Source organism: Desulfosporosinus acidiphilus SJ4, assembly GCF_000255115.2.
Classification (GTDB): domain Bacteria; phylum Bacillota; class Desulfitobacteriia; order Desulfitobacteriales; family Desulfitobacteriaceae; genus Desulfosporosinus; species Desulfosporosinus acidiphilus.
In genome coordinates this window covers 3,928,966-3,945,282 of the sequence record NC_018068.1, presented here as the reverse complement: position 1 = coordinate 3,945,282, position 16,317 = coordinate 3,928,966, and the positions used below count along the sequence as shown (strand labels likewise).

16 protein-coding genes are annotated in these 16,317 nt (G+C 45.6%); all 16 read left to right on the top strand.

Going from position 1 to position 16,317, the window contains the following annotated elements:
• Positions 1 to 4: 4 nt before the first annotated feature.
• Complete coding sequence (locus DESACI_RS18065) at positions 5 to 1,498, top strand: TldD/PmbA family protein (RefSeq protein ID WP_014828651.1); 1,494 nt, start codon at positions 5 to 7, stop codon at positions 1,496 to 1,498.
• Positions 1,495 to 2,814, top strand: coding sequence for a metallopeptidase TldD-related protein (locus DESACI_RS18060; protein WP_014828650.1), 1,320 nt, complete (start codon positions 1,495 to 1,497; stop codon positions 2,812 to 2,814). Before DESACI_RS18065 ends, DESACI_RS18060 begins: the two co-directional genes overlap by 4 nt.
• Before the next feature lie 24 nt (positions 2,815 to 2,838).
• Positions 2,839 to 3,600 (top strand): histidinol-phosphatase, encoded by a 762-nt coding sequence (locus DESACI_RS18055; protein ID WP_014828649.1) that lies wholly within the window; start codon positions 2,839 to 2,841, stop codon positions 3,598 to 3,600.
• A 12-nt stretch (positions 3,601 to 3,612) separates the two neighbouring features.
• Positions 3,613 to 4,104 carry a hypothetical protein gene (locus DESACI_RS18050; RefSeq protein ID WP_014828648.1) on the top strand — a complete coding sequence of 164 codons (492 nt, stop codon included), beginning with the start codon at positions 3,613 to 3,615 and terminating at the stop codon, positions 4,102 to 4,104.
• Between the two features lie 79 nt (positions 4,105 to 4,183).
• Positions 4,184 to 4,873: a hypothetical protein gene (locus DESACI_RS18045; protein ID WP_014828647.1), complete on the top strand. Its 690-nt coding sequence runs from the start codon at positions 4,184 to 4,186 to the stop codon at positions 4,871 to 4,873.
• Between the two features lie 88 nt (positions 4,874 to 4,961).
• Complete coding sequence (locus DESACI_RS18040) at positions 4,962 to 5,321, top strand: YlbF/YmcA family competence regulator (RefSeq protein WP_014828646.1); 360 nt, start codon at positions 4,962 to 4,964, stop codon at positions 5,319 to 5,321.
• Positions 5,322 to 5,374: 53 nt separating this feature from the next.
• Complete coding sequence (gene bshA, locus DESACI_RS18035) at positions 5,375 to 6,514, top strand: N-acetyl-alpha-D-glucosaminyl L-malate synthase BshA (RefSeq protein ID WP_014828645.1); 1,140 nt, start codon at positions 5,375 to 5,377, stop codon at positions 6,512 to 6,514.
• A 97-nt stretch (positions 6,515 to 6,611) separates the two neighbouring features.
• Positions 6,612 to 7,514: an AAA family ATPase gene (locus DESACI_RS18030; RefSeq protein ID WP_014828644.1), complete on the top strand. Its 903-nt coding sequence runs from the start codon at positions 6,612 to 6,614 to the stop codon at positions 7,512 to 7,514.
• On the top strand, positions 7,498 to 8,850 hold the full coding sequence (locus tag DESACI_RS18025; protein WP_014828643.1) for a vWA domain-containing protein: 1,353 nt from the start codon (positions 7,498 to 7,500) through the stop codon (positions 8,848 to 8,850). Before DESACI_RS18030 ends, DESACI_RS18025 begins: the two co-directional genes overlap by 17 nt.
• Before the next feature lie 349 nt (positions 8,851 to 9,199).
• The gene (locus tag DESACI_RS23810) at positions 9,200 to 9,370 is read left to right on the top strand and encodes a DUF362 domain-containing protein (protein WP_014828641.1); all 171 of its coding nucleotides are present in this window, start codon (positions 9,200 to 9,202) and stop codon (positions 9,368 to 9,370) included.
• A gap of 128 nt (positions 9,371 to 9,498) precedes the next feature.
• A complete protein-coding gene (locus DESACI_RS18020; protein WP_014828640.1) occupies positions 9,499 to 9,927 on the top strand; it encodes a Fur family transcriptional regulator in 429 nt (142 codons plus the stop codon).
• Positions 9,928 to 10,077: 150 nt separating this feature from the next.
• Complete coding sequence (locus DESACI_RS18015; RefSeq protein WP_014828639.1) at positions 10,078 to 12,237, top strand: glycoside hydrolase family 2 protein; 2,160 nt, start codon at positions 10,078 to 10,080, stop codon at positions 12,235 to 12,237.
• A gap of 114 nt (positions 12,238 to 12,351) precedes the next feature.
• Entirely contained in the window at positions 12,352 to 13,413 is a 1,062-nt protein-coding gene (locus tag DESACI_RS18010) for a methionine synthase (protein ID WP_014828638.1), read from the top strand.
• Between the two features lie 39 nt (positions 13,414 to 13,452).
• A complete protein-coding gene (locus DESACI_RS18005; protein ID WP_014828637.1) occupies positions 13,453 to 13,647 on the top strand; it encodes a DUF1858 domain-containing protein in 195 nt (64 codons plus the stop codon).
• 311 nt (positions 13,648 to 13,958) lie between these two features.
• The gene (locus DESACI_RS18000) at positions 13,959 to 14,501 is read left to right on the top strand and encodes a LysM peptidoglycan-binding domain-containing protein (RefSeq protein WP_014828636.1); all 543 of its coding nucleotides are present in this window, start codon (positions 13,959 to 13,961) and stop codon (positions 14,499 to 14,501) included.
• Positions 14,502 to 14,860: 359 nt separating this feature from the next.
• The gene (gene lpdA / locus DESACI_RS17995) at positions 14,861 to 16,243 is read left to right on the top strand and encodes a dihydrolipoyl dehydrogenase (protein WP_014828635.1); all 1,383 of its coding nucleotides are present in this window, start codon (positions 14,861 to 14,863) and stop codon (positions 16,241 to 16,243) included.
• The last annotated feature ends 74 nt before the right edge of the window (positions 16,244 to 16,317 follow it).

Genomic DNA, 16,317 nt, shown 5'->3' with positions numbered 1-16,317 from the left:
AATTGTGGAACAAAAGGAGCTTAGGGCATTCGTTCAAGCAGTTTTAGCTGAAACGTCAACGTTTGAAGGGTATGTGATTATGCGGGCCCAGTCTCGCCGGGAATGGAGTATGCGTTTAAGCAACGGCCGTTTGGAACGGGTTTCAACAGGCGAAGACCAAGGCTTTGGGGTCCAGGCTTTTACCAAGAGCGGAGCAACCGGCTTTGCCAGTTCAGATATCTTGGAGGAAGATGCGGGGCGTCAATTGGTGAAAAAGGCAATCCAGCTTGCACATAGAAATGAAACTCTGGGGACAAAGCCAAGTCGTCAGATTTGGGACGCTGCCCAGGTTTTAGCGGAAGAAGTCAATCCTGCGCAAACATCTTTGGGAGAAATCCCTTTGACTGATTTAGAAGAACTGGTTATGGCCTTGCACTCAAGGCTGAAGACGGCTCACCCTCAGGCGGTATGGCAGACTAGTTATCGACAGGCTGAAGAACTATGGTGTATCGGCAGAACCGACGGAACTCTTGTATCCTTCGCAGTTCCGAGAGCGGTACTGATGCATCAAGGCACAGTCCGAGCCGAAGGAAAAGCCCAAAGTACACTCATTCATCGCAGTGGCATGGATGCCATGATCCTTCATCAGGAAATGAAGGATCACAACCTGGAAGTAAAGGCTATAGACCGGGCCAAGTTTGCTCAAGCCGTGTGCACTGCTCCCCAGCTGCCAAGCGGTCATTATCCCCTCATTATAGATTATGGCTTGGCGAAAGGTTTGGCCCATGAAGCTTTTGGGCATGCAGTAGAATCGGATCATATGAACGAGTCAGTACTCGGCGAAAAGGGAAAACTACGGAAAGGCCTGCGGGTAGCGAGACCCGGTGTACATATTATTGATGGACCACTGCTTGGAGATTGGGCTTACCAACCCTACTCTGCCAATGGACTTTTGCGAGAAACGGTGACCATTGTGCGAAATGGTGTCTTGGAAGCCGGACTCGGAGATGTTTTCTCAGCTGAAGAAGCCGGCATGCCTGTGACCGGGGCTGGGCGGGCAGAAAGTTATGCCAATGTTCCATTGCCACGTATGAGTAATATTCGTTTGTTGGTGGATCGTCAACTTCCTTTACCGCCGGCGTTGTCTCTGATGGATGAAGTGAAGTCAATTCGCGAGATCCTCTTGAAAAACGATGAGTTGTCGGAAGGTGAGAAGAATCTGTTGTTATTAGGATATCGGGGCGGGCAGGTTAATCCTAAAACAGGAGACTTCGTTTTTCAATGTGATGGTATTATCGATGTCGCCGACCCTCAGCTGCCAATTTATCAACCCTCAATTTTTAGCGGGAAAATCCTCTCGGCTTTGGAGGCCATTAGGGGTGGTCTGGGTGAAGGTTGTTTCGACGCTATTGGAACTTGCGGTAAAGGCGGCCAATCGGTTCCTTCAAGCGGCGGCAGTCATCGTTATTTGCTTATGGATTCTGATCAGCAAGTCAGTTTGGGAGGAACACAGGGATGAAACTCGTTGCACAATTAGAAGAGCTATTCTACCAGTTTCAAACGGCACCTCAGGATGAGGCCCTGCGCTTATCCGCTTGGCGTATTTTAGTCAATGAATCGCAAGTAATCTCTTTGGGGATTAAGGATAATTCGCCTGGTGGGGTGTATACTCCGCCAAGTTATCGACAGAGAGAAAGCGGGGAAGTTTTCTTAGTCTGGTCCGATGGAACCTGCAGCGAAGCTTCGGTCCAGCTGCATCCTCATACGTCCTCAGAGTTTTGGATAGAGGAAATGAAACATTGGAAGCAAGCTTCTTATACTGATCCCGACGCTGCTCATATTCCGGCTCCTGAACCTTTACCCCTTGTGGCTGTTGAGGACGAAGCTCTTCGTAAAATTATCGAAGGAGATGATGAGGTCTTATTTGACCTTGCCAAACAGTGGCTTCAGGAAAAGCCGGAGAAGGCTAAAATGCAAGGCAGCATTCAAGCCGCCTGGGGATATAGGAATGTTCGAACTTCCTCAGGTCTTGCGGTAACGTATCAACAATCTCAATTTGTTTCCTGGTTTTCCTTCGACAGCTTAGTCGGAGGCGGGTTTGCCAAGCGAAGGCTTATTCGTCCGGAAGAGCAGAAAAAACTATGGAATCAAACCGTCCAACGGTATGAAGCCATGAATAAAGAGGCGGCCGATGTAACTCCTGAAACTCAGGTGATTTTTGCTCCTGCACTGACCGGGGAATTTTTGGGCCAATTTATTGTACCCAATTTTTCCGGCGAGCGGGTGATGGAGGGACAAGGAGCATTTTCTCAGGATAATTTTCAAAAGCATAAAGAAGTATTTCACCCCCAGTGCTCCCTGACGATAGATCCTCTGCGGCCTCTTGAATTGGGGTCGTATCTGGTGACCTCGGAGGGAGTGCCGGCCAAGCGGACGTCCCTGGTGCAAGAGGGAAAACTTCAAACTCCTTTTCTCCGAGTCAAAGATTCTGTTCGTTGGGGTTTAAAACCGACAGGGCTGCCCCAAGGAGCATCGGGACTATATCTTGAGTATAGCGTTGAAGATTCATGGGATAAAATCTTGTCTACCGTAGAGGATGGTGTCTTAATTTTATCGGTCCTGGGATTACATACCCAAGATGCAGTGGCGGGATCCTATTCTCTCAGCGCGCCTCATAGTCTGCGAATTTTAAAGGGACAGATTGTGGGGAAAGTTGATGTGAAATTATCAGGGAATTTTTTTAGGGATCTGGCGGCAGCGACGACTAAGGCAGCTCGGTCTGACCTGAGTTTGCATCCCTACCTTCTGTTGAAGACCGGGGTGCAAAAGCTATAAAGACGCGAGAGGGGGGAGTAAGAGATGTTAGATTTACATGTGCATCTTCTGGGGCATAATGATCGTGAAGCCAATCAGGAAAATATCCGGGCATTTTTAAAGGAAGCCTCCCGCAAAGGATTAAAAGAAATAGGATTTGCTGATCACGATTATTACTGGGACCAGATGAATTTTCCTTTGATTCGAGAAGTGGCCCGAGAATTTCCGGGGTTGGAGGTTCGAATCGGCTTGGAGGCGGAATACCGTCCGAATGAAGAAGATAGAATTAAAAACTTGCTGAGTCAATATCCCTTTGATTTTGTAATAGGGTCTGTTCATGAAATTGGGGGCTGGGCCTTTGATTATCCGGAAGAGGAACCTATGCATCGCCAAAAGGAAGCGGACAGATTGTACCGGGACTATTTTGACTTGGTAACAAGGGCTGCTCAAAGCGGCTTATTTACGACGATAGGCCATTTCGATCTTATCAAAATTTTTGGGATCAGACCCACTTCAGATATCTTAATCCTTGCCGATGAAGCCTTAACTGCGGCAGCTGAGCAGGGGCTGGCTTTAGAAGTTAATACCAATGGACGCTACAAGCCTGTTCGGGAATTCTACCCGGAAAGACGGCTTATGGAAGAAATTAAGCGAAGAGGGATTGACTTCACACTGGGGTCGGATGCTCATAGTGCAGAAATTGTTGGCCGGGACCTTGATGAAGCGATTCTTATCCTGCGTCAGATCGGAGTAAGAAACGTTACGGGGTTTAGGGGCTTCGCTAAAGTAAACTATACCTTGGAATAGGGGGGAGGTGCCTTGTCTTATTCGCTTAATGAAAAATGGCTAATTGAAGAAGGTGCCGCACAGGCCTTAGTGAAACTCTTAAACAGCCAACAAGGAAAAGAGTATAAGATTGTTCAGCATGCGGACCGGCCGGATATAGTAATCGAGAATCTACAGGACGGCAGCCGTTTAGGAGTCGAAGTTACGCATCTCTTTTACGATTCCGAAGAAGCGAGAGCGATATTTGGCAGGTCACATGCTCAGAGTCATCCTCCGGAATATATTGAAGAATATATCCGGCGGTTGAATGCCTTGCTTCAGCAAAAGAGCGAAAAGGCAAAGGGGTACTGTCACCAAGATCCTTTAGCTCTTTTGATTCGAGTAGTATCTCCAATCTTTCACATGTTGGATTTTGAACTCTATGCTTCCAGAATCATTGTCCCGCCTTCCGATTTCAAAATAATCTGGTTGCTGTTCTATGATTTTCGAGAGCGCGATTGGACGCTGCTTGAAAGGCTGCGCTGACGACCCAATTCGCTGAGCATAGACTGCGCTTTCCGGTGCAACACTACAGAGTGTAGTGCTTTGTAAAGGAGAGATGTCCATGCCTTGGATGGAAATAGAAATTAATCCTCAATCAGATTGGAATGAAGAAGGTCTAGAGGATTGGACCTTAGCCCTAGGGGCTTTTCTGACAGAAAAGGGAACTGAGTTGAAGCCTGAGATCCGAAGGCTGCCTGGATTTAACATAGTTCATATGGGCGAGGAAGGAGCCGGGGCCCTGACGCTGCACAACGCAGAACGGCTTGTGCTTATTGATGGTATAGAGCTTAAAGGGGCATCTGATTTCGATTTTGCCCGGTTTGTCATCCGATTTGCGGGGCAAATGGGTGCAGTGGGAGTTTGTGCCTCGATTAATAGTTCGGCTGAACGGCATTTTTGGGAACAAATTGGCGGAATCTTGCGGCCGGATCCGGTTTCTCTGGAGGGGAAAATAATTCGAGACAAGGTAAGCATCCAACAACTTATTAAGTTTTTCTTGCTTGTTACCTATGAGGAGGAACCGGTCTTATGTCTCGAACCCATTACGGTTAATTGTCACGCGCCGGGAATCATCAGCCTAGCCCAACGTCGCTTGGAAAAAATGTATGGCGGAAACCCTTTAGGGTTTGCCAGTTGGAGGGCGGTACACTGTCCTTGGACAATTACCCAGGATCAATGGCAGGACTTGTTAGCTTACAGCCGCTTACAGGCTTTTGATCTCTTAGAGGAACTGGTTCTTAATAGCTTGTGATTTTAGAGATAAGTATTTGTTTCGAACCGCAAATTTATATATAATATTGACAATCGTTTAGAGGTAAGGAGATAGGAGGGGTTAAGAAATGGCAGCTCATGATTTGGCCCGTGAATTGGCCCGTACACTCAAAGAATCCGCTGAATTTAAGCAGTTCTACAAATCAAAGGCGAAAGTTATGAGTGATGAAAATAATCATAAGATGGTTAAGGAATTCCAATTGAAACAATGGGAGATTCGTGAAGCACAAATGTTAGAGAATGAGGTCAGCGAGGAAAAGCAGCAAGAGCTTGAACGGTTATATAGTCTGTTAAGCATTAATCCGGCGGCGAGAGAGTATCTGGAAGCTGAGTTTGAAGTGTCCCGAATGGTTAATGATATCCAGAAGATCATTGGAGAAGCCATTCAAGATGCCATGCCCATAGGCTTTGAAGATATGACCCCCTGAAATTTGCCATTTTGGTTTGCTTAAACTTTACGGGATTCAAAGAGGGTGTCAGAATGAAAATTGGAATGGTTTGTTACCCGAGTTATGGAGGAAGCGGAGTTGTCGCTACAGAACTTGGATACGCACTGGGTGAGCGAGGTCATGAAGTCCACTTTATCTCTTCGTCTCGCCCTTTTCGCTTGCATCGCTATCACGAACAACTCTTTTTTCATGAAGTAACCGAAGTTAGTTATCCCTTGTTTAAAACGGCACCCTACACGTTGCTGCTCGCCAATAAAATCGTCGAGGTTGCCAATTACGTTGGACTGGATGTTATCCATGCTCATTATGCTATTCCCCACAGTATTAGCGGCTATTTGGCCGTCCAAATGATGACAAGGCCTTTGCCTTTGGTTACGACCTTGCATGGGACCGATGTTACCTTAGTTGGAGCCCATGAAGAGTTTTTTCAATTGACGCGCTTAGCCCTGAGAGCCAGTGACCGTCTAACTGCCGTTTCTCACGCTCTTGCCCAGGAAACGGTAGAAACCTTTGGCAAAACAGATCAGAAAATTCACGTTATTCACAACTTCATTGATCCCAAAGTATATTTTTCTCTGGGTTGTTCGGCTGGACGGTGCAGAAGGCATTTTGCCCCGCATGGAGAAAGGATTTTAGCGCATATTTCCAATTTCCGAGAGGTAAAAAGGGTGGTTGATGTCGTTAATATCTTTGCTCAGGTGGAGAAAAGGATAGAATGCCGCCTTTTGCTTGTGGGGGATGGACCTGAAATGAGCCGGGTCGAACGGGAGGTACTAAGACTAGGATTGGTAGGGAAGGTTCAATTCTTAGGCAAACAGGAGAGTGTTCAAGAGATTCTCCAGATGGTGGATGTGTTTCTTCTCCCCTCAGAGCAGGAAAGCTTCGGGTTAGTAGCCCTTGAGGCAATGGCTTGCGGTGTTCCGGTGGTAGCCAGTCGAGTCGGGGGATTGCCCGAAGTCGTGCAGCATGGAAGGACAGGCTTTCTTAAAGATGTCGGAGATATCCAAGGGATGAGTGAAGCGGTCCTAGAACTGCTCTCCGACGAATTGCTATATAGGAAATATTCCGAACAGGCTGTCCATTGGGCACGAGAAATGTTTCCGGTGGAGCGGGCAGTCCGGGAGTATGAAAAAGTATACGAAAGTGCAGTTGCAGTTCCGAGGGTGATTTGAAGTAAACGATGTAAGGATAAGAACACGGACCGGAATAGATTTTGAAAAAGGGAATTATCGCGATTCCTAATATAAAAACGGGGAGGTCCAGGTGCAGATGACTCTAGATCAGTTTGAAGATGCATTAGAAGAAGTAGGCTATATCACTGAACGAGATGACCGGATCGCACTTACTGCATACCTAGCCGCAGAGCTGGGGAAACCCCTTTTGATCTCAGGACCGGCGGGTGTGGGTAAGACGGAAATTGCCAAAGTTCTCAGTCAGGTTTTAAAGGCGCCTTTGATTCGTTTGCAGTGTTATGAAGGGTTGGATGAAACGAAAGCTCTTTACGAGTGGAACTATCAGCGGCAGCTTCTGCGGATTCAAATGAGTCGGGAAAAACTAGAAGAGGAAGATTTGTTTTCCCAAGAGTATTTACTGCCAAGACCATTGCTGCAAGCACTCTTGAGTCCGGAGAAGAGTGTTTTGTTAGTGGACGAAATCGATAAGACGGATTCAGAATTTGAGGCGTTCCTGTTTGAATTATTAGGGGAATTTCAAGTATCAATTCCTGAAATGGGTACCATTAGGGCTAAAGAGCGTCCTCTGGTTGTCTTAACCTCCAATGGCGAAAGGGAGCTTTCCGACGGGTTAAAGAGACGGTGTGTCTTTCTCAATGTCGCCCCGCCATCGGTGAACAAAGAAGTTCGTATTCTACGCAAAAAAGTTCCGGATTTACCGGAACGTTTGGCTTTGGAAGTGGCCCGTGCCGTTCATATTCTGCGTGAAAGGCTTTCTTTGAATAAGGTTCCCTCAGTTTCAGAAACTATGGACTGGGCCAAGGCGCTGCTGGTTATGGGGAAAACCGGTTTGGATCCTGCATGGGTAGAGGCTACTTTGACCTTATTGTTAAAGAGTCAGGATGATGTAGAACTATTTTACCGTGAGATGGGGGCAGAGCGTCTTCTCTTTGAATCGAGCAAACTGGGACAAGCGGAAAGGCATGCTCATGGAAAATAAGGTTGAGAGGGCAAGTGAATTAGATCGTCATCTAGTAGAATTTGCTCAATTGTTGAGATCGTTAGGATTAAAGATTAGTCCCTCGGAGATTTTCGATGCCTCCCGAGGGTTAACTTTGGTGGGGATGGCGGATAGGAACGAGGTAGAGGCCGTACTGCAGGCAACCCTTGTCAAGAATGTCCGCCATATACCTGTATTTAAAGAGGCCTTTCGAGCCTATTTTGCCAGCCTGGAACAAAAAGAGACTTGGCAGAAGGAAACCGCAGAGAAAGCTAACCAATGGAATGAACAAATGGAGAGCGCGAGGCAAGAATTGCGTTTTCAGGGAAATGAACTGGAGATAACTGAAGAACAGCGGGCTGTTTATGCAAGTCTTCCTGAAATAGATAAACAGCGTCTCAGAGATTTTTTGGAAAAATCCTCAAAGGGAACTAAAAGCGGGATTCCGGTTGATCATACGTATCAGCCTATGGTTGAACGGGTTTTGCGTGGATCCCTGGAATACTGGCGAAAAAAATTGAATGAAGAGGAACCGATTCTCGCTCCCGGTTCTACAGACGGTGTTTTTTCTGAAGTTGAACGCGCTTTACGGGAACGAGAGGCTGAAGTTTTAAGTCGGGATTTAAAAAAAATATCTGCGGAGGAATGGCCTGAAGTAACTCGCCTAATTCATCGTCTTAGCAAGCGGCTGGCCGGTAAGGTAACACGGCGTTATCGTGCGGATCGACGGCGGGGCGGCTTGGAAATGCGTTCAACGCTGCGGAGAAATTTACGGTATGGTGGAGTGCTTGTTAAGCGGAGCTACCGCAGACGCCGCCGGGGAAGACCCAAAATTGTCCTGCTCTGTGATATTTCGGGGTCCATGCTTAAATATACCGAGTTTATTTGGCAATTTGTTTATGGCCTATCCAACGTAGTGAACGGGATCAAAACCTTTGCCTTTGGCGAAGCTCTCGTTCCTTTGTCAGGGAAATTGAAAAAAGGACAAACTTTTGAAGAACTGGTTAAAGAGACTTTGAAAATTTCTGGAAAAGAATGGGGAGGAGGAACAAATTTCGCCAATGCCTTGCGAAGTCTCCACCAAACATTTCCAGAAGTTCTTTCTAAGCAAACACTCTTATTAATCGTCAGTGACGCCCAGACTTTAGAGGGAGAAAAGGCAGCGTCTTTATTAGAGCAAACCGGACGCCGTGTCCGCGAAATATTGTGGCTGAATACTCTTCCGAAGCGTCGTTGGCAGGAAACTCCTTATGTCAAAGCATTTCTTCCATTCTGTCAAATGTTTGAATGCTATACTCTGGGTCATTTGGCTCAGATTATGAACCAACAATTCTGAACACTTAGTGTTTATTATTCAGGCAAATAGAGCATACTATATATGAACTATTTGTTCTCAATTACACAAAGTGAGGGAAGAAAAATGTTAGAAAAATGTAGAGCCTGTGGTTTTGAACACGAAGATTTGGAACATGTTCTTTTTCGAAGAAATCATGTGAGTAATCGGGTTTTGCCTTATTGCTCGCATTGTATGCGTCGATTATACCAAGTACCTTACCGTCCGGATCGAGATCTATAATTTAGAAATAAATTATAGATTATGCCCTGAAATATTGTTTTTATGCTTGCCTTTTTTCTTTAGCTTTGGTATATTGACTTTGAAGTTGGAGAAAAAGGGGATGTAATTCATGGCATATGTTATTAGTACCGATTGCATTAGTTGTGGAGCTTGTGAAGGAGAATGCACAGTTTCTGCAATTAGCGAAGGCGACGATAGATACGTTATTAATGCAGATCTCTGTATTGATTGCGGTTCCTGCGCCAGTGTCTGCCCGGTCGGAGCGCCAAATCCAGCTTAATTAATCTGGAACGATTCAGGTTCTCAGAAGGAGAGTTAATGCTCTCCTTTTTCATTGACAAAAAACTTACATTAGTTTAAAATCTAATTAAAAGTTATTATAAATTACAAAGGAAGGGGGGTTTATCATTGGATGCGATAGAAATTCTCAAGCAATTAAAGGATAAAGGTGTTCGCTTTACACCCCAGAGGCAGGCGATTTTAGAATTTCTCCTTGGCACCACATCCCATCCCACGGCTGATGAGATTTACCATCATGTTAAAGCGAAGTTTCCTGGAGTGAGTCTGGGGACTATTTATAATACTTTAAACATGCTCAAAGTCCATGGACATCTTCTTGAATTGTCTTACGGGGATATGTCTAGTCGCTTTGACGGTAATCCTCAAAACCATTATCACATTGTCTGTTCCAAATGCGGTAAAGTAGTGGATTTTCATCGTCCCCTCATTGATATCGCTCAGGAGGCGCAGGAAAAGTCCGGGTTTACCATTCTTGGACACAGATTGGAGCTCTATGGGATCTGTCCTGAGTGTAATAAGAGTGAAATGCTGAACTAAACAATCGGTTTGGGAAGTGTAATTAAACCCATTGGCAAAGGTGGCTATGCTGCTAAATGTCAAGTGGGTTTATTTTTATAGAGGCAAGGGTTTTTAATGTTTTGCACGAATATAAAACGGTAAAAATCTTCTAGGTTTTAAGGAGCGATTATGTTTAATCGGCGCATTATTATTTTTTTAACTGTCTTTGTTTTGTTAATTGGTCTGCTCTGGTGGAACTGGAGTAATCCGGCAGGCATATCTCTTCAAGTGAATCATAATGTGATAAGTTCAAGCCGTTACACGCAAACTTTAAATGGAACCTGGGATCGATTTTCCTCTCTGCGCCAGGCCTGGACCACTGAATCCGAACGTGTCCAAGGGCAGAATAATCAATCCCTGTTAACCGGAGGGCGTCCCTTGACGATGCCTTCAAGTGAAATGTTTTCAATAGGGGCAAAGCGTTTTCGCGTTCCTTCAGAATGGACTTCCAGGACTATGCTCTTGACCTTGAAAGGGGTGCAAGGGCATGCGGCTATTTACTTAAATGGAAATTCCAGCCCTGAAAAAATCGGCGAATTTGAGGGGAGCGGCGGGACTGATATTGTAGAAATACCTCCTAAAGCGTTTCGCTACGGCGCAGACAATATTTTAATTGTTGCACTTTCCGCAAGCAGCCAGCAAAGAACTATGATATTTGGTTCAGCTTGGCCGGAATCCGGCCGAATTACCGGGGATGTCAGTTTGGAAGCCGTTGTTGAAACGACGTTGACTGAGCCGCAGCTAGGTGTCACTTGGAATGGAACTACTGCTCAAATTACGATTAAGACAGACCTGTGGCACCATGGTTTTACCTCAGACGGACCTTGGACGGTTTACGGAGTACTCTCTGATGGCTCGGCAGGTGTCGCCGAGCAGACGATCACGGTTCAGTCTCAGAATAATGGGGATCACCAACCCGTTTCTCTCAGCTTTACGGTACCGGATGCCCGGCGCTGGACTCCTCAATCTCCCTTTCTCTATCAGCTTCATTTAACGGTGACAAACAATATGGGAGATATTGATGATTTAGCAATCCCTATAGGTCTGCGAACTATTGCTTTTTCCTCCGGTAAATGGGTTTTAAACGACCAAGTGCTTGCCATTAAAGGAGAGGCTTTAACTCCTGATGAGGAATATAAGATTCGTCACGCCGGTCCGTTGGATTCCTGGCTGAAAGGCGAACAAAGCAAAGGAATTAATCTGATCTATTTCATTGGCCAGTATCCTGACGACCTTTGGTTGGAGGCTGCTGATCGCACAGGGATGGGTATTTGGGCTGAGCTGCCTGTTGCCGGAGTTCCTTCCGGACGTCTTCCTAAACTGGGGGATGTGTTAAAGGATCCTTCGCAAAAGATGATCCATCCTTCTCTTTGGGCTTGGACTGTGAGTAAGGGGTTGGATTCGGATTCAGCGGCTCAGGCCTTTTCCCGGCAAGCGGCTGCAGAGGTTCAACCCGATCTGGCATTTGCCATTAAGACCAAGCCAAGTTCGATGACCGGATTACCCGATGGGCAGTCGCTGGCTATACAAGGTGATAAAATCGGAGGGGCCTGGGGAGAGGTTGAGGCAAAAGCAGCGAGCCTGACCAAACCTTCTTGGCAAAAGGAATCCCTAATTTCAGGATTCTGGGCCTTGTTGATGATCTTTTTAACTTGGATGAATATCCGATCGGTCACTTGGCGTTACAAAGAGATTGGAACTGCTAGGCCGCGAAGGCGTTTGCGCACGGCCTGGCTGTGGAACGGATTGCTTGTTTTAGCCCGGGAAGGGTTAATTGGCGGGTTAATCACTTCGCTTTTGTATTACATTCCAACAAACTTTAGTCCTTGGTTCGTCCATTTGTGGCCGGGAGTTGAGTTGCTGCAAGTGCAGTCCCCTTGGCTGATATGGGGGGTGCTGAGTATGCTGGGAATGCTGCTAAGGTTGCTGCAGGTCGGTATTGCATCTCCGCGTATGCCGAATGCTCCTCATGTCTTGGGCGTCCTTTTTTGGCTCGAACGACGCTATTATTTTGCGGTGATCGTTGCTTTTGCTTGGGCAGCGCTGCCTTGGGGAATTCCAGCCTATATTCCTTTGCTTGCCTACTTTGTGTTCAGCTGCTTTCTGTTCCCGCTGCGTGTCCATGACATCCATCGGGTAGGGGGGCATTACCTGCCATTCATCTTGGTTCCAGGAATTATTGTGGGTTTTATTTTAATCTGGGGAGCAGTTCACTTCGCTGATGGGATTTATTTGTGGCATTTGCTGCAGAACTTAAATTTATTATCAATGCTAAAGTCTCTTTTTTAATGAAATTCATTTACAATCTAACTCTGTAAGACTTTAGTGAAAAGACAGTGATTGTTTCTGGGTTTGTGTTATGATTAATAACATATGGCAATTAAATGGAAAGGGGTTGAGTCATTGAAAAATGTCGAGTTTAAACCTAACTTCTTAGTCTCGGGAGTCGGCAGTGTTCCTCATATTAAGGGCGAAGAAGCTTTATCTTTAATCTGGTCGAATATTCCGCGTGCACCTCATTGGCCTCAACTTCCCGGTCTGGGGGATGAAAGTTCTTTTGTTGCCCAATATCTTAATGCTTTGTTCACAACGAGGGTTGTTGAAAATGTTAGTGTCCCGAAATTTCAAACCGAAGCGGCAGATTGGATGGAGCGAATGACTTCTTTCTATGAGCTTTATTTGAGAGCTCAGGAAGGGGACGAAGAGGCCCTGCAAAATTTTGGCTTTAACACGTCGAGCGGGGAGGGGTTCGATTTATTTTGCCGGGACTTGGAAGAGAGGGGTACTCGCAAGGCAGTGCTTCTAAAGGGTCAGCTTAGCGGTTCGTTGACTTTAGGAATGCAGATAACAGATCATAACAGAAAGCCCTGTTATTATGATGAAGTTCTGAGGGATATGCTGGTCAAGAATCTGGCAATGCATGCAGAGTGGCAGACGAGACGACTCCAAGCCTTTGGTCTGCCGGTGCTGATGACCATCGATGACCCTGGCCTTTATGCCTTTGGGGCCTCGACTCATGTCACACTCGACAGAACGCAGCTTATTGACGAATTGAATTCTATTGCCGATGGAATTCTTCGGCAAAACGGAATCCCTGGTGTTCATGTCTGTGCGGGAATGGATTGGACCTTGGTTTTTGATTCTAAGATTAACGTTGTAAATTTCGATGCTTATGGTTTCATGACGAGTATGATGGTTTTAGCGGAGTCCGTTGCAGAATTTCTGGAACGCGGGGGGGTTATCTCCTGGGGGATTGTACCTACCAGCAATAAAGCCTGGGAGGAAAATGCTGAGAGTATCAAAAGACGTTTGGACGGAAATATCAGAGAACTTGTCAAACGAGGCGTGGATGAGTCCAGGCTTCGGCAGCAGAGCATGATCACGCCGAGCTGCGGAGCAGGGACCTTAAGTAAAGAATTGGCTGAACATATCTATAAATTATTATCCGAAATCGGAACTCTTTAAAAAGGGCGAAAATACGATCTTTGAAGGGGAGTCAGGTAAATGTTGACAAAAGAGATGACCGTAGGGCAAGTATTGAGATTATATCCGCAGACTGTTCAGATTTTTCTGCAATTAGGCATGCATTGCTTAGGTTGCCCTTCATCGTCTACGGAAAGTTTGGAAGGTGCAGCTTTAACCCACGGCAAAGATCCCGATAAGTTAGTTGCTCAGCTTAACGAAGCAATTGCGGATTAACTTAAGACATTTTGGACAAATTTGATAGAATATCAGAAATAGATGACTTTTAAAAAGCATCTATTTTCTTTTATTTAAGACTTGTTTCTTTATGCTTTCAAACGGCACTAAGAATGAATAGAATAAGCTATTTTCAAGAGTTAAAATCTAAATAATTCTGGAAGGGATATACAAAAATATTTTTAAAAATAAATAACAAGCGATTTATGGTACATACACAATATAACTAATCATCCATATATTGTTATTAGTCGAAGAGAAATATCAAATGTATCGTTATTCATCTAAGTCGCTAAAAGGAGGAAATTAAAATGGAATTACGTTCCGTTGCTTATAATCCCGCGCTTGGAATGGCAGGCATGACACCGGATGCACAAGGAATGCAAGGAATGCAAGGAATGCAAGGAATGCAAGGAATGCAAGGAATGCAAGGAATGCCGGGTATGCAAGATATGCAAGGCATGCCAGGAATGATGGGTGCCCAAGCAATGCCAGGAATGATGGGTGCCCAAGCAATGCCAGGAATGATGGGTGCTCAAGCAATGCCAGGAATGATGGGTGCTCAAGCAATGCCGGGAATGATGGGTATGCATCAAGGAATGTATCATGTCGATCCTTGCTGCCCAATGCCCTGTCCGCCGCTTCACGGGGAGGCTATGATGCAACATGTTGCTATGCCGGAACCTACTCCAGCCCATGAAGTTTATGTGGTTAAAAAAGGTGACACTGTTTATAAGATTGCCAAACGTTATGGGACCACAATGCAGGCGATTATTCTGGGCAATGACTTGCGCAATCCAAACTTAATCTATCCTGGACAAATCCTGTTTATCCCTGGAGCTTCTGCTTACTAATTATTTCAGAAATTCTTGTTTAAATCTAGAACTAAGATCTAAGGACTTTGTAAAAACTAAACTCGAAAAACCCAAGTGGGTGCAAATAGCAAAAGGCGTTCTCACATCACTATCAAATTATAGTGGAGTGACAACGCCTTTCTTTAATGATTAGGCAAACAAAAGTGGGAATGAAATGAAGGGGCCAACAAGTTTTGGAAGATCCCCTTGGTATACATGAGATGTATTCAGAGAATAGTATATTGCGGATGATTTTGTTGTCGCTATTGACGGTTAATGCGATATTGTTACATATAGCAGGGAAAATGCAAGGGAAAGTCGAAATAACTATGAAAAGATCATGGAAGGAGTGTGGGCCGATGTCTTATCAGGTAGGTATTCTTGGCGGCGGGCCAGGTGGATATGTTTGTGCTTTAAAGGCCGCACAATTAGGTTTATCTGTTGTGCTGATTGAAGGCGAACGGTTGGGAGGGACTTGTTTAAACAAAGGGTGTATCCCGACGAAAGCTCTCGTTAAAAGTGCAGACCTTTGGCGCGAAGTTCAACAAGCGGAAGAATTTGGTTTAATCTTAGGAGAAAAACGAGTAGATTATGCCAAAGTAATGGCTCGCAAGGATCAAGTGGTCAATACCCTTGTTAGTGGGGTAGAAAAATTAATGAAGGCTGCCAACGTCCGTGTGATCAAAGGCTGGGGTGAGTTTAAAGAACTTGGCAAGCTTGATGTAGTGACAGACTCAGGGTCCGAAACAATCCAGGTTGATAATGTAATATTGGCAACAGGTTCAGTCCCTATGCGTATTCCAATTCCGGGTGCCAATCTTCCTGGTGTTGGAACCAGTGATGAACTTCTAAGTGAGCCTGATTTGCCGGAGCGCCTTGTTGTCATAGGCGGAGGGGTCATTGGCTTAGAATTCGCCTCTGTTTTCCAGGCCTTTGGCGTAAAAGTAACTGTGGTGGAGATGCTTCCAACCCTCTTGCCGACTATTGATGAGGAAATTCCTAAGCGCTTAAGCCCGCTGCTAAAACGCAGCGGAATGGAGCTGCTTACGAAGACGGCTGTCAAAGAGATTCGCCAAGAGGGTGGCAACCTTATTGTTCAAGTTGAAGATGTTAAAGGAATTAAGGATATTCCGGCAGACCGTGTTCTCTTATCCACGGGACGCAAACCTAATTTGCAGGGTATTGATACGGATAAACTGGGTTTAGAGCTAGAAAGAGGAGCGATTAAAGTCAATGCGCAAATGCAGACAAACCTTCCCCATGTTTATGCCATTGGGGATGTTATTGGAGGAATTATGCTGGCGCATGTGGCTTCAACCGAAGGAATTGTTGCAGCAGAACATATTGCTGGACATTCTGTTGCTATGAGTTATAAGGCTATCCCCAGCGCGATCTTTACTCATCCGGAAATTGCTGCGGTGGGGTATTCGGAGCAAGAGCTTAAGGCTTCAGGTATTGCCTATAAAGCGAGCAAATTTCCGTTTTCAGCTAATGGCAAGGCCCTAGCTCTGGGCGAAAGCGTTGGTATGGTTAAAATTCTGGCGAATGAGATGGGAATTGTTGTAGGAGCAACTATCATGGGGCCCCAGGCCAGCAGTTTAATTGCGGAATTAGGAGTTGCTGTTGAGAAAGGGCTTCACGCAGAAGATATCGCTCGGACTGTCCATGCCCATCCGACACTTCCTGAGACCATCATGGAGGCTGCACACGGGATTGCTGGAAAACCACTTCATATGGTATAAAAGACTCTTGCATTTCTGACGGAACGATCAAAGAATGAAAGTGGTGCTTTAGCGATACATGCCTTACACTGCTT

Excerpts from the sequence above, each read along its gene's own strand:
- DESACI_RS18055 (WP_014828649.1), top strand. The coding sequence starts at position 2,839 with ATGTTAGATTTACATGTGCATCTTCTGGGGCATAATGATCGTGAAGCC.
- bshA (WP_014828645.1), top strand. The coding sequence starts at position 5,375 with ATGAAAATTGGAATGGTTTGTTACCCGAGTTATGGAGGAAGCGGAGTT.
- DESACI_RS18040 (WP_014828646.1), top strand. The coding sequence starts at position 4,962 with ATGGCAGCTCATGATTTGGCCCGTGAATTGGCCCGTACACTCAAAGAA.
- DESACI_RS18000 (WP_014828636.1), top strand. The coding sequence starts at position 13,959 with ATGGAATTACGTTCCGTTGCTTATAATCCCGCGCTTGGAATGGCAGGC.
- lpdA (WP_014828635.1), top strand. The coding sequence starts at position 14,861 with ATGTCTTATCAGGTAGGTATTCTTGGCGGCGGGCCAGGTGGATATGTT.
- DESACI_RS23810 (WP_014828641.1), top strand. The coding sequence starts at position 9,200 with ATGGCATATGTTATTAGTACCGATTGCATTAGTTGTGGAGCTTGTGAA.
- DESACI_RS18025 (WP_014828643.1), top strand. The coding sequence starts at position 7,498 with ATGCTCATGGAAAATAAGGTTGAGAGGGCAAGTGAATTAGATCGTCAT.
- DESACI_RS18045 (WP_014828647.1), top strand. The coding sequence starts at position 4,184 with ATGCCTTGGATGGAAATAGAAATTAATCCTCAATCAGATTGGAATGAA.
- DESACI_RS18060 (WP_014828650.1), top strand. The coding sequence starts at position 1,495 with ATGAAACTCGTTGCACAATTAGAAGAGCTATTCTACCAGTTTCAAACG.
- DESACI_RS18015 (WP_014828639.1), top strand. The coding sequence starts at position 10,078 with ATGTTTAATCGGCGCATTATTATTTTTTTAACTGTCTTTGTTTTGTTA.
- DESACI_RS18030 (WP_014828644.1), top strand. The coding sequence starts at position 6,612 with ATGACTCTAGATCAGTTTGAAGATGCATTAGAAGAAGTAGGCTATATC.
- DESACI_RS18005 (WP_014828637.1), top strand. The coding sequence starts at position 13,453 with ATGTTGACAAAAGAGATGACCGTAGGGCAAGTATTGAGATTATATCCG.